This is a genomic window from Pantoea sp. Ae19-2 (assembly GCF_059801205.1).
Map to the genome: position 1 here is coordinate 616728 of NZ_JBCHWE010000001.1, position 12332 is coordinate 629059.

The 12332-nt window shown below is 56.8% G+C and carries 11 protein-coding genes; 5 read left to right on the forward strand and 6 right to left on the reverse strand.

Annotated elements, in window-relative coordinates:
- Positions 1-103: 103 nt before the first annotated feature.
- From ypfJ to ypfH, 3 genes are all read left to right on the forward strand, one after another.
- Positions 104-970, forward strand: coding sequence for a KPN_02809 family neutral zinc metallopeptidase (ypfJ, locus tag AAIE03_RS02950; RefSeq protein ID WP_210510362.1), 867 nt, complete (start codon positions 104-106; stop codon positions 968-970).
- Positions 967-2934 carry a tRNA(Met) cytidine acetyltransferase TmcA gene (locus tag AAIE03_RS02955; RefSeq protein ID WP_210510360.1) on the forward strand — a complete coding sequence of 656 codons (1968 nt, stop codon included), beginning with the start codon at positions 967-969 and terminating at the stop codon, positions 2932-2934. The genes ypfJ and AAIE03_RS02955 overlap by 4 nt, the downstream gene beginning before the upstream one ends.
- Positions 2935-3007: 73 nt before the next feature.
- On the forward strand, positions 3008-3688 hold the full coding sequence (ypfH, locus tag AAIE03_RS02960; protein ID WP_014594276.1) for an esterase: 681 nt from the start codon (positions 3008-3010) through the stop codon (positions 3686-3688).
- Between the two features lie 35 nt (positions 3689-3723).
- Here ypfH and AAIE03_RS02965 read toward each other — a convergent pair whose 3' ends face one another.
- The 3 genes from AAIE03_RS02965 to AAIE03_RS02975 are packed head-to-tail and all read right to left on the reverse strand — an operon-like array spanning position 3724 to position 5432.
- Positions 3724-3912: a YpfN family protein gene (locus AAIE03_RS02965; RefSeq protein WP_013026677.1), complete on the reverse strand. Its 189-nt coding sequence runs from the start codon at positions 3910-3912 to the stop codon at positions 3724-3726.
- Positions 3913-3934: 22 nt separating this feature from the next.
- Positions 3935-5062 carry a succinyl-diaminopimelate desuccinylase gene (gene dapE / locus AAIE03_RS02970; RefSeq protein ID WP_013026676.1) on the reverse strand — a complete coding sequence of 376 codons (1128 nt, stop codon included), beginning with the start codon at positions 5060-5062 and terminating at the stop codon, positions 3935-3937.
- A 1-nt stretch (position 5063) separates the two neighbouring features.
- Positions 5064-5432: an ArsC family reductase gene (locus AAIE03_RS02975; RefSeq protein WP_013026675.1), complete on the reverse strand. Its 369-nt coding sequence runs from the start codon at positions 5430-5432 to the stop codon at positions 5064-5066.
- A 384-nt stretch (positions 5433-5816) separates the two neighbouring features.
- Between AAIE03_RS02975 and ypfM the strand changes: the two genes are divergently transcribed.
- On the forward strand, positions 5817-5879 hold the full coding sequence (ypfM, locus tag AAIE03_RS02980) for a protein YpfM (protein ID WP_139015967.1): 63 nt from the start codon (positions 5817-5819) through the stop codon (positions 5877-5879).
- 129 nt (positions 5880-6008) lie between these two features.
- Here ypfM and acrD read toward each other — a convergent pair whose 3' ends face one another.
- The 3 genes from acrD to narQ form a co-directional block, all read right to left on the reverse strand.
- Positions 6009-9125: a multidrug efflux RND transporter permease AcrD gene (acrD, locus tag AAIE03_RS02985; RefSeq protein WP_014594274.1), complete on the reverse strand. Its 3117-nt coding sequence runs from the start codon at positions 9123-9125 to the stop codon at positions 6009-6011.
- 165 nt (positions 9126-9290) lie between these two features.
- Entirely contained in the window at positions 9291-9923 is a 633-nt protein-coding gene (locus tag AAIE03_RS02990) for a response regulator (RefSeq protein ID WP_013026673.1), read from the reverse strand.
- Between the two features lie 189 nt (positions 9924-10112).
- Positions 10113-11801 (reverse strand): nitrate/nitrite two-component system sensor histidine kinase NarQ, encoded by a 1689-nt coding sequence (narQ, locus tag AAIE03_RS02995; protein ID WP_022623482.1) that lies wholly within the window; start codon positions 11799-11801, stop codon positions 10113-10115.
- 253 nt (positions 11802-12054) lie between these two features.
- Between narQ and AAIE03_RS03000 the strand changes: the two genes are divergently transcribed.
- Complete coding sequence (locus AAIE03_RS03000; RefSeq protein WP_013026671.1) at positions 12055-12327, forward strand: YdgH/BhsA/McbA family protein; 273 nt, start codon at positions 12055-12057, stop codon at positions 12325-12327.
- The last annotated feature ends 5 nt before the right edge of the window (positions 12328-12332 follow it).

Consider the following 12332-nt stretch of genomic DNA (forward strand, 5'->3'; position numbering starts at 1 on the left):
AGCGCAGGCTCTCCTTTTTCATTTTGGTGTAAAGCTGGTGATTGCGCCATCACGCATCTAAAATCATGCCATCTGAGTTAATACGCCACAGGGAGCAAAAACCATGCGCTGGCAAGGACGTCGCGAAAGCGACAATGTCGAAGATCGCCGTAATCAGTTATCCGGTAACCGGGGAGGACGCATTCCTCTGCCACGCGGCAAGGCGGGCATTATCATGCTGATTCTGGTCGCGGTGGCGGGTTATTACGGTTATGACCTGACCCCGTTGCTGACCGGGGGCGAGGTGACATCGGGCAACCAACAGCAGCAGCAGCGCACCGCCAACCCGAATCAGGATGAGGCGGCAAAGTTTACGTCGGTCATGCTGGCGACAACCGAAGACACCTGGGACAAGTTGTTCAAACAGATGAACAAACAGTATACGCCGCCGAAGCTGGTGATGTATCGCGGCGCTACGCGCACCGGCTGCGGCACCGGACAGTCTGTTATGGGGCCCTTTTACTGCCCGGCAGACCAGACTGTTTATATCGATCTGTCATTCTATGACGAAATGAAAAACAAGCTTGGGGCAGGCGGCGATTTTGCCCAGGGCTATGTCATTGCGCATGAAGTCGGCCACCATGTGCAGAAGTTGCTGGGCATTGAACCCCGGGTACGTCAGATGCAGCAGGGGGCCAGCCAGACTCAGATTAATCAACTGTCCGTGAAAATGGAGCTTCAGGCCGACTGCTTTGCGGGCGTCTGGGGCCACTATATGGAACAGGAAAAAATCCTCGAAGTGGGGGATTTACAGGAAGCGTTAAACGCAGCCGAAGCCATTGGTGACGATCGTCTGCAGCAGAAAACCCAGGGCCGGGTTGTGCCGGACAGCTTTACGCATGGTACGTCCGCGCAGCGGTATACCTGGTTCAAACGCGGATTCGACAGCGGTAACCCTGGCCAGTGCGACACCTTTGCTCTTAAAGGATGAACCTGAAAGCAGCGACCTGCGCCATGCAGGCCGCCGGTATACGGCGGCTGGCCGTGATCGGCGGCGAAGCCGACTGGTGCCGGGACACCGCGCTCTCATGGAGCCAGACGCTGGAAGGCGACTGGCTGTGGCTGAGCGATAACCCGCCGGAAACCGGCACGCACTGCGCCCCGACCGCATTTCGTACGCTGCTGGGGCGTGAATTCCATCATGCCGTGTTTGATGCCCGTCAGGGGTTCCATGCCGAGGCGCTGGCGGCGCTGGCCGGAACGCTGACGGCTGGTAGCTGGCTGCTTCTGTTAGTGCCCCCCTGGGCGCGCTGGGCGCAGCAGCCCGATGCGGACAGCCTGCGCTGGGCTGATGTCAGCGAGCCGATTGCCACGCCCCATTTTGTCCATCACCTGCAACGCCTGACGGAAGACGATCAGCAGGCGCTGTTGCATCAGCAGCCGCAGCCGCTCGCGCTGCCCAACTGGTCGTCACGGCCGGCCTGGCACTGTCAGGCCGCGAGTCAGCAGCAAAGCATTCTGCAAGAGCTGACGCATTTTTCTGCTGGCGTGGCGGTCATCACCGCCGCGCGCGGCAGAGGCAAATCGGCGCTCGCAGGCATGCTGGCGCGACAGAATACGCGCTGCCTGGTAACCGCACCGGCAAAAATTACCACCACAGTGTTAGCCTCTTTCGCCGGAGAACATTATCGGTTTATGGCACCGGATGCGATTCTGGCGCTGCCCGACCAGCCCGAGTTTGACTGGCTCATCGTGGATGAAGCCGCGGCCATTCCCGCTCCGCTGCTCCATGCGCTGGTAGCACGTTTCCCGCGCGTGTTGCTGGTAACGACCATTCAGGGTTACGAAGGCAGCGGCCGTGGCTTTATGCTCAAGTTCTGCGCTGAGCTGCAGCAGGTGCGCTACTTTACGCTGGACGAACCGCTACGCTGGGCTCGCCACGATCCCCTGGAACACTGGCTCAACCAGGCTCTGCTGTTTGAGGATGCCGCTGAAACCCCGTCCCTGGAGGAGCGTGCGCCCCGGCGAGCAGAGGCGTCTGATTTCGCCGCCCAGCAGGCGGCTTACCAACTGCTGACCAGTGCGCATTACCGCACCTCACCGCTGGATCTGCGTCGCCTGTTGGATGCGCCAGGCATGCATCTGTGGCTGGCGGGCGAGGTTCCGGCGCTACAGGGCGCGCTATGGCTGGTAGAAGAGGGCGGGCTGACGGATGAACTGGCGCAAGCGGTATGGGCGGGCCACAGGCGGCCTCGCGGTAATCTGGTGGCGCAGTCGCTGGCCGCGCACGCCGGGCTGACGGAAGCCGCCACGCTGCGCGCCTTGCGAATTAGCCGGATTGCCATTGCCGCACCTGCGCGCCGCCGGGGAATCGGTAAGCAGCTGGTGGCCGCCGCCTGCGCGGATGCCGCCGGATATGATTACCTCTCGGTCAGCTTTGGCTACACTGAACCTCTCTGGGCTTTCTGGCAAGCCTGTGGCTTTACGCTGGCGCGAATTGGCAGTCAGCGAGAAGCCAGCAGCGGTTGTTATGCGGCGATGGCCGTGCTGGGGCTGACGACGGCCGGCAAAGCGCTGCAGCAGAAGGCGGAGGGAAGCCTCGCCCGTGACTGGCCGCTGCTCAGCCCGCATATTCCGCTGGACCTGCCGCTACCGGCAGCCTGTGACCACGCGTTTACCCGGCGCGATGCCTGGCTGGCCGCCGGTTTTGCCTGGGCGCAACGCCCGCTGGAAGCAAGCCTGGCGGTACTTCAGCGGCTGGTTGGCATCAGCCAGCAGCCTTTGCCGCTCCTGCGACAGGCGGTGAACGCCAACACCAGCCTGGCTGAACTGGCTCAGTCTGCCCGACTGAACGGACGCAAGATGCTGATTACGGCCTTACGCGCTGAAGCCGCCGCTGCGCTACTGGCGTTACCCGGCAGAGAAGGCGAAGCGTTGCGTGAGCAATTGCAATAAATCCACCAAGACATTCAAATATTCCCACTATCATCCTGCGCCCGGGGGCGTAGAGTAGTCGCAGGAGGTCGATATGACACTGAAATATGTAATTGTTCAGCAGCCCACTCAGGCTGCCCAGCTCTTTCTGCTTTATCATGCCGTGGGGGACAATCCCGACGCGATGGGTCAAATTGGCAGCTGGTTTGCTAAAACGTTTCCGGCGGCGCTGGTGGTGTCGGTGGGATCGCCGGGGCCGGGCGGTCAATGGTTTAACGAAGCCGGCCTGCATGATAAAAGCGAGCAGGCCTGTGTAGACAGCAGCATGCCGCAGTTTGTCGAGTCGGTGCGTCACTGGCAGCAGAAAAGCGGGGTGCGTCCCGAAGCCACGGCACTGGTGGGGTTTTCACAGGGGGCCAGCATGGTGCTGGAAGGCATCAAAGCCCACGACGATCTGGCTGGCCGGGCGGTTGCCTTTAGCGGTCGCTTTGTGACGCTACCGGAAAAGGCCAGCACGCGGACTACCGTGCATCTGATCCATGGTGATTATGATGACCGTATCCCGCTGATGCAGGCGCAACAGGCGGAACAGCGTTTAACCGCGCTGGGCGGTGATGTCACGCTGAATATCGTAGAGGATTTGGCGCATGCCATCGATCAGCGCAGCATGGATTTTGCGCTGCATCATTTGCAGTATACCGTGCCGAAACGTTACTTCGATGAAGCCTCAGGCGGGGCAAAACCTGGCGATGACGATGTCATTATGATGATGTAACCGCGCGCCCTCGCGATGGCAGGGGCGCATGACCGTTATTTTTTCTTCGGCCAGTTGTCGTCCTCGTCCCACTTGTCGTTGAAATCACGATGAGGCGGGAGATCGGGTTTGTTATCCATAAATTTTTTATGATCGATGCGTTTCAGATCTTTATAGACGTTCATTAACACGCCCACCATCAGCAGGATCACCAGGATCCACCAGTAATCTTTAATAAACTCCATAGGCCCGCTCCTTCCCTCGCTGTCAGGCGATCAATTGTTCCATGATGCGTTGATACATCCGACTCAGCATTTGTAAGTCTGATGCTTTCACGCATTCGTTAATTTTGTGAATCGTGGCATTCACCGGACCCAGTTCCACCACCTGCGAGCCCATACGAGCGATAAAACGTCCGTCAGAGGTTCCACCAGAAGTCTGCAACTGCGGCTTAATTTCATTATAGTGCGTAACGGCGTTGACCACGGCATCAACCAGCTTGCCGCGTGAGGTCAGGAATGGCTGGCCGGAAAGCTTCCACTCAATGGTGTAACGCAACTGATGGCGGTCCAGCAGTTCTGCGACACGCTGCTGAATCAGGGTATCGGTGAGTTCCGTACTGAAACGGAAGTTGAACTGCACAAACAGCTCGCCGGGGATGACGTTGTTACTGCCGGTTCCCGCCTGAATGTTGGCGATTTGCATGCTGGTGGCCGGGAAAAAGGCGTTACCCTGATCCCATTCCGTGGCGACCAGCTCGTTAAGCGCCGGCAGAGCACGGTGCACGGGATTATCCGCCAGTTGGGGATAGGCTACATGGCCCTGTACGCCATGCACGGTCAGGTTCGCGGTGATGGAGCCACGACGACCATTTTTCACGACGTCACCCACGACTTCGTTGCTGGAAGGTTCTCCGACCAGGCAATAATCCAGACGCTCGTTACGCGCCATGAGGCGCTCAACCACTTTTACCGTTCCGTTCGCGCCGCTGGCTTCTTCGTCAGACGTAATTAAAAAGGCCAGACGCCCCTTGTGATGAGGATGAACGGCGACAAACCGCTCGGCGGCAACAACCATGGCGGCCAGCGATCCTTTCATATCCGCTGCACCGCGCCCAAACAGCATGCCGTCGCGGATGGTGGGTTCAAACGGGGGATTAATCCAGCGGCTGGCATCGCCCGGGGGAACAATATCGGTGTGGCCGGCAAACGCCAGGGTTTCGCCTTCGCCGCGCGTGGCCCAGAAATTCAGCGTGTCGTTGATGTTCATGGTTTCGATGTGGAAACCTATCGCTTCCAGGCGTGCAATCAGCAGCGCCTGACATCCGGCGTCATCGGGGCTGAGAGAAGGGCGACGAATAAGCTGCTGCGTCAGCTCAATGACCGGACAAAACATATTATGACTTCTCCTGAAGACGATTCTGGTAAAGAGATTCGTTGAAGCCCAGCAGCAGCGAGCCGTCGGGTGCGCGCAGGACAGGGCGCTTGATGATAGCGGGCTGGGCCAGCATCAGCGCTTTTGCACTGGCGGCATCGGTGACGGCCTCGCGCTCTGCCTCGGGCAGCTTACGCCAGGTCGTGCCGCGCGTGTTGAGCAGATCCTGATAGCCCAGTACGTCGATAAACTGCTGCAGCTGGTCACCGGTCAGGCCGTCAGCACGATAATCATGGAAGCGATAGTCCACGCCCGCCGCCTCTAAACAGCGACGTGCTTTTTTAATCGTGTCGCAATTTTTAATCCCAAACATGACCCACTGCGCGCTCATCGCCTGCTCCTGTCATTAAAATTAGCTCTGGAGTTTACCATAGTGTGATCTGATGCAGCATCCGCCCGATCGCGCCTGTATCGAAAAATACCCTGCACAGAGGCGTTTCCCGTCGGGGGTAAACGGTTTCAGTTTTGCCTCTAATGATTTCGCGGTTTATCATTTCGGAATTAAGAATTTCCTTAATTGTGATTTTTAGGCTACGTCCTGGTCAAAACCGCATTAAAACCTGTCAGCTTAGGCCCTTGCTGAAGTGTGCGTCAGCCAGCAAATCAGAAAATACTCAGCTTTTTGTCGCCTTTGCCGATAGTAATGACAGGTGTAAACGTATTCACCAGGCGAAAAAAAAGGCGTAATATTGCCACTACAATAAGAGAGGGTTCTATGATTGACACCGAAATGGGGAACTGGAAAGAATTCATCGAAGCGATGTTACGCAACAAGTAACACGTGAGGAGAAAAGCAGGGCACTTTCCCCTCTGCTGTAATTCTGACCACACACACGAATAAAACGGCCGCTGCGAACAGAGGCCGTTTTTTTTGCCTGATTGAGGCGCCGTCAGGAAAGCGGGTTAATCAGTCCCGATGCTTCTCTTTCAGGGGAAAGCGGCGACGCACCAGCACAAAGAACAGCGGCACAAACAGAATGGCCAGAATCGTGGCAGAAATCATCCCGCCCATCACGCCCGTTCCCACAGAATGCTGACTGCCGGAGCCTGCGCCGCTGCTGATCGCCATCGGCAGCACACCGAAGATAAAGGCCAGCGACGTCATCAGGATCGGCCGCAGGCGCTGGCGTGACGCCGCCAGCGTCGATTCAATCAGTTCGCCTCCCTTACTGTTAAGCTCGTTAGCAAACTCGACAATCAGGATGGCGTTCTTGGCCGAAAGCCCGACCACGGTCAGCAAGCCCACCTGGAAATAGACGTCGTTCTCCAGCCCGCGCGTCCAGGTGGCAATCAGCGCACCGATCACGCCAAGCGGGACGACCAGCATGACAGAGAACGGGATCGACCAGCTTTCATACAGAGCTGCCAGGCAGAGGAAGACAACCAGCAGCGAAACCACGTACAGCGCGGGTGCCTGAGAACCCGATAACCGCTCCTGATAGGATGCCCCCGTCCACTGGAAACCCACGCCAAGCGGCAGGGATTCGACCAGTTTCTCCATTTCATTCATCGCTGTACCGCTACTCACGCCCTCTGCGGCTTCCCCCACGATTTCCAGGGAGGAGTAGCCGTTATAGCGTTCCAGACGCGGTGAACCGGTTTGCCAGCGGCTGGTGGCAAATGCCGAGAAGGGCACCATGGTGCCACTGCTGTTACGCACGTACCATTTATCGACATCGCCGGGCAGCATGCGATAGGGCGCATCAGCCTGTACATACACTTTTTTTACCCGTCCACGATCCAAAAAGTCGTTCACGTAGCTTGAGCCCCAGGCAGTGGCTAGCGTGTCGTTAATGGTATCCAGTGATACGCCCAGCGCCTGGGCTTTGCGCTCATCAATATCAATTTGCAACTGCGGGCTGTCATCAAGGCCGTTATGACGGACACGGGACAGGAGCTTATCTTTGCTGGCCTTGTCGAGCAGCATGTCGCGCATCGCCATGAGCTTGTCATGCCCGATGCCGCCATGATCCTGTATTTCCAGGTCAAAGCCCGATGAGCTGCCCAGACCGGTAATCGCCGGCGGACTGCTCGCAATGACCGTGGCCTCATTGATGTGTTTGAACGCTTTTCCGGCGCGCTTAATGATGGCGAACGACGTGCGATCGGCCCCGGGTCTGTCACCCCAGTCTTTCAAACGAATAAACAGACGCGCGACGTTCTGCCCGTTCCCGCCGGGGCCGGAACCGATCGTTGAGAAGACCGACAGCACGTTATCTTTTTCTTTCGTCAGGTAGTACTTTTCCACTTTAGCCACTACCGCCGAGGTCTGATTCATGCTGGAACCGGCGGGAAGCTGGACCTGGGTCAAAATCATGCCCCGATCTTCCTGGGGCAGAAAAGACGAAGGCAGATGAAGAAACAGGAACGCCATGATGCCAATAATCCCCACATACAACAGCAGCCAGCGGCCCCCCGTGCGCAGAATGTGGGCGACACCACGCTGATAGCGGTCGGCGTTGCGGTTGAAATGGTGGTTAAACCAGCGAAAGAAGCCGCGCTCGCCGTGATGTTCCCCTTTGGCGATGGGCTTAAGCAGCGTGGCACACAGGGCGGGTGTCAGGATCATCGCGACCAACACCGACAGGATCATGGCGGAGACAATGGTCACCGAAAACTGGCGGTAGATTGCCCCTACGGTGCCACCAAAAAAGGCCATAGGAATAAATACGGCGGAGAGTACCAGCGCAATTCCGACCAGTGCCCCCTGGATTTGCCCCATCGATTTGCGGGTGGCAGCGCGCGGCGAGATCCCTTCCTCGCTCATGATACGTTCAACGTTCTCCACGACCACAATCGCATCGTCCACGAGCAGGCCTATCGCCAGCACCATAGCGAACATGGTCAGGGTGTTGATGCTGTAGCCGAAGGCAAAGATCACACAAAAGGTGCCAAGCAGCACGACGGGCACCGCGATGGTAGGGATTAACGTGGCCCGGAAGTTCTGCATAAACAGATACATCACGCCAAATACCAGCAGAATTGCTTCCAGCAGGGTTTTGACCACGTCGGTGATAGAGGCTTTAACAAAGGGCGTGGTTTCATACGCGATTTTCGCTTCCAGCCCGTGCGGAAAATAGTGTGATAATTCATCCAGCCGCGCCCGCACCAGTTTATCGGTGTTCATCTCGTTGGCACCGGAGGCCAGTTTTATGCCCAAGCCGGAGGCGGACTGGCCATTGTAGCGGCTGAGGGAATCGTATTTTTCAGCGCCGAGCGCCACCGTTGCGACATCGCCTAGCGTCACCACGGAGCCATCGGGATTATTCTTCAGGGTAATCGCTTTAAACTGGTCGGGGGTTTGCAGCATCGCCTGCGCGTTCACGGTGGCGTTCAGCGCCTGATTATTGACGGCCGGTAGCCCGCCCACCTGGCCCACTGCAACCTGGGTATTCTGGGATTTGATGGCATTGACCACATCATCGGTGGTCAGGGCATAGGCGGTCAGCTTGTAGGGATCGAGCCAGATGCGCATAGCATATTGCGTACCGTAGGCATCCACTTCACCCACCCCATCAATACGGCTTAAGGGCTCCTGAATATTACTGGCGACATAATCAGCAATATCTTGTTTGTTCATGCTGCCGTCAGTTGAGACAAACGCCACCATCAAAATGTTACTGTCGCCGGTTTTATTGACGGTCACCCCTTGTGACTGCACCGGTTGAGGTAACTGGCGCAGGGCCGACTGCAACTGATTCTGAACCTGCTGACGGGCTTCATCAGGATTGGTACCCGCGGTAAAGGTGAGGGTGATTTGCGCCTGGCCGGTATTACTGCTGTTGGAGGACATATACATCAGGTTATCGATACCGGTCATGTTCTGTTCGATAACCTGAGTGACGGTATTTTCCAGCGTTTGCGCTGAGGCGCCGGGATAAGTGGCGGTAATACGCACGTTGGGCGGGGCGAGATCGGGATATTGCTCAACAGGAAGTGAAATAATGGCGAGCGTGCCGCAAAGACACAATAAAATAGCCAAAACCCAGGCGAAAATTGGGCGGTCGATAAAGAAATTCGACATTGAACCGACACTCCTCACTGCTTTTATTATTAATATGAGCGATGCAGCGCGTGACGCACGGAAAAATCCACGCAAACCACGCACGGGTAGGACTCTACTTTACGTGCGAGGCGGGTTTGAAAAGTGGAGAAATTGTAGAGAATGTGTAAGTTTGCGCGTTTTTTATCAACTGTTTCGGCGCTCAATCCACATAATTGTTGCAGCAACGCGTGAACGTACATCAAGTTTGCGCAGGACATTACGAATGTGGACCTTCACCGTTTCTTCCGAGATATGAAGTGCATGAGCCACGTCTTTATTGGACAAGCCCCGCGCCACTTCCTGCATCACGCCGCGTTCGCGTTCGGTCAGCAAGCGGAAGGGATCGTCACTGTTATGTCGCATGGACAGAGCGTGCCTTACCGCATCGCTAAACACCGTCTCACCCTGTAGGGCCTGCATGATCTGGCGCAACAAGATTTCGGGTTCGCTGTCTTTGAGTAAATAGCCGTCCGCTCCTGCATCCACCAGGGCGTAAATGTCACTGCGCGCGTCAGAGACCGTCAGCACCAGAATACGTGAGCTGATGCCTTCATGACGAAGCGCTTTTAACGTATCCAGCCCTGACATCCCTTTCATGTTGAGATCGAGCAGGATGATATCCGGTGTCAGACGGCGGGCTTCCGCCAGCGCTTCAGTCCCGTTACTGGCTTCAGCGATGACCTGCAACTGCGGCTCCAGCGCCAGTAGCTGGCGGATGCCGCGGCGCATAAGGGGATGATCGTCCACGATCATAATGGTTAAAGCAGGTTGTGCCATGTTAGCTCCCTGTGCACTGGATGTCAGACGGCGGTACGGGCAATGCGAACGATCGGCTTTCCAGACCGTTCCAGAATGGTGATGCGCAGAATGTTGATTGTAATGGTTAATTCTGCCTTCAGGTGTTGATCTGCCACATCTTGTATGATCTCAGGATGGTATTAAAATACACAATGGCGGGCAACAGCACTACTCACGCGGCAGCGCCGGACGCGATGGAAAACGCAGTGTGACACGTGTTCCACGTGGCTGTGCCGTAATCTGTAAGGATCCGGCTAGCCGTTCAGCCCGCTCCGTCATGGTCGTCAGCCCGTAATGCCCCTGGGGTTCCTCTGTCGTGCCGATCCCAATACCATCATCCGTCACGCTCAGTATATGTTCGCCTTCATCTGTGTGCTGATAGTCGAGGGTAATCATCTGTGCATTTGCATGGCGAATGGCGTTAAGCAGCGCCTCGCGGGCAATCTGGAGTACGTGTACCTGCTGTTGAGCATCCAGCGCCTCAAGCCCTGGCTGGCAGGTGAAATGGATGTCGGCCTCAGACTGCTTCTGCAAGGGGGCGATCATTGCGTGCAGTGCGGCCATCAGATCGGATTTTTCAATCGTTAAACGGAAGGTGGCAAGCAACTCACGGAGCTGACGGTAAGCTTCGGCCAGCGCAAGATCGAATTCGGCAATAATGTCATGTGCTGCCCTATCGCGCGCATCGACAGTGCGCCGCAGCAGCGTCAGTTGAATACGCAGGTAGGTCAGTGCCTGAGCCAGCGAATCATGCAGCTCGCGTGCAATGGTGGCGCGCTCTTCAATCAATAGCATCTGCTGCTGCTGTTTTTGGGTCTGCCAGATCCAGACTGACCGGGCCAGCATTGCCGCCAGGCTCTGCATTAATGCTGCAGGCGGCGTCGTAACGGTCGTTTGCCAGTGCAGGGTGCCAATAGGGTGATCGCCCTGCTGCAAGGGTAACTGATGCCAGGCCTGAGAAGGGGCGATTTGCCCGGACTCAAAGGTAAACTGCTCGCCTTCCAGGCGGATAAACGCAAGCTTTTCTCTGGCAAGCACGCTGGCCAACACGCTGTTGAACAGGGCCGGATGCAGGGGGCCGCGCGCTAAAATCTGAGAGCTCTGATAGAGCAGCGAAAGCGTGCGGTTTGCCTGGGTCAGATCCCGGGTTTTATCGCGGACCCGCTGCTCCAGGAGCTGATAGTGCGCGTGCAACTGGGCGGCCATGCTGCTGAAGGTGTGTGACAGCACCTTAAGTTCATTCTGCTGCTGGACGTGCAGAGGCGGGAACGCAAAATTGCCCTTTTCCACATAACGACTGGCGGTGACCAGCGCGTTCAGCGGCTTAACGACCTGCTGACGGGTAAAGCGTATCGTCATCAACGCCAGCGCCACGATCGCCACCAGGCCCGTCAGGCTACTGATCGCCACCACCCGCATTTTCAGTTCAGCATAACGCTGCAGTTCCAGGACAAAGCGATCGATTTCCCCCACATAGACGGGCATTTGAAGCTGCCAGGCTTCTGCTGCATCGGCATCAAGATGCTGAGCTAACTCCGGCCAGCCCGCGCGCAAACGTTGATAGTGGTTAATAACTTTATGTGGCACCCAGGGGCGGTCGAGGCCTTGTAAAACGGGGGCATCAAGCGTGTGCTGGAACTGCGCAAGATGCGCTACCAGCAGGCGAGGCTCCAGCCTGGCATCCCAGGCCAGCCGGTAACTCTGCATCCGTAGCGAACCGGCCAGATTAATGGCTTCCGCGTCACGCAGGCTGCTGGAAAGGGTGAGCAGAGCCAGACCGGTTGTCAGCAAAGCCAGCAACACAATCAGCGTTAAAGACTGCGCAATACTTCGGGTAACAGAGCGTTTAACAATCACAACAAATAACCCCTTCAGTAACAGGGAAGGATAAAAGAGGTGGCAGAGGACGCCAGGTGACCTGTCATGAAATAGCCCGAAATGAGACCGTTCAGCAGCTTTACTCACCCGGATTGACGTTTCCCAGGAATCCCGACGTCAGACCGACCATTACTCGCACAGCTTTACAACTCACAAAGGTTGGCTTGCATTGTCTCGCCAATAATCAATAACGTGTTTAACCACAGCGACCAACGCGAGTACAGGAGTATTTATGAAACGATTACCTGCTTACCTCACCGCCGCCCTGTTGGCCACTGCGTCATTTTCTACCTTGGCCGCCACGGCGGTGGACCAACGCGAGGCACAGGATCTGCAAAAAATCGGCAGCGTCTCTGTTTCCAGCGTAAATGGTTCACTTGACGATGTGACTCGCCAGCTTTCACAACAGGCGAAAGCCGAAGGCGCCAGCCACTTCCGGGTCATCGGTGTGAACACGCCGGGTGATTCCAGCCTCTGGACCGGCACCGCAGAGATTTACCGCTAAACCCT

What these genes read in the sequence shown, in the direction of transcription:
- ypfJ (WP_210510362.1), top strand. Translation starts at nt 104, where the DNA reads ATGCGCTGGCAAGGACGTCGCGAAAGCGACAATGTCGAAGATCGCCGT.
- AAIE03_RS02955 (WP_210510360.1), top strand. Translation starts at nt 967, where the DNA reads ATGAACCTGAAAGCAGCGACCTGCGCCATGCAGGCCGCCGGTATACGG.
- ypfH (WP_014594276.1), top strand. Translation starts at nt 3,008, where the DNA reads ATGACACTGAAATATGTAATTGTTCAGCAGCCCACTCAGGCTGCCCAG.
- AAIE03_RS02965 (WP_013026677.1), bottom strand. Translation starts at nt 3,912, where the DNA reads ATGGAGTTTATTAAAGATTACTGGTGGATCCTGGTGATCCTGCTGATG.
- dapE (WP_013026676.1), bottom strand. Translation starts at nt 5,062, where the DNA reads ATGTTTTGTCCGGTCATTGAGCTGACGCAGCAGCTTATTCGTCGCCCT.
- AAIE03_RS02975 (WP_013026675.1), bottom strand. Translation starts at nt 5,432, where the DNA reads ATGAGCGCGCAGTGGGTCATGTTTGGGATTAAAAATTGCGACACGATT.
- acrD (WP_014594274.1), bottom strand. Translation starts at nt 9,125, where the DNA reads ATGTCGAATTTCTTTATCGACCGCCCAATTTTCGCCTGGGTTTTGGCT.
- AAIE03_RS02990 (WP_013026673.1), bottom strand. Translation starts at nt 9,923, where the DNA reads ATGGCACAACCTGCTTTAACCATTATGATCGTGGACGATCATCCCCTT.
- AAIE03_RS03000 (WP_013026671.1), top strand. Translation starts at nt 12,055, where the DNA reads ATGAAACGATTACCTGCTTACCTCACCGCCGCCCTGTTGGCCACTGCG.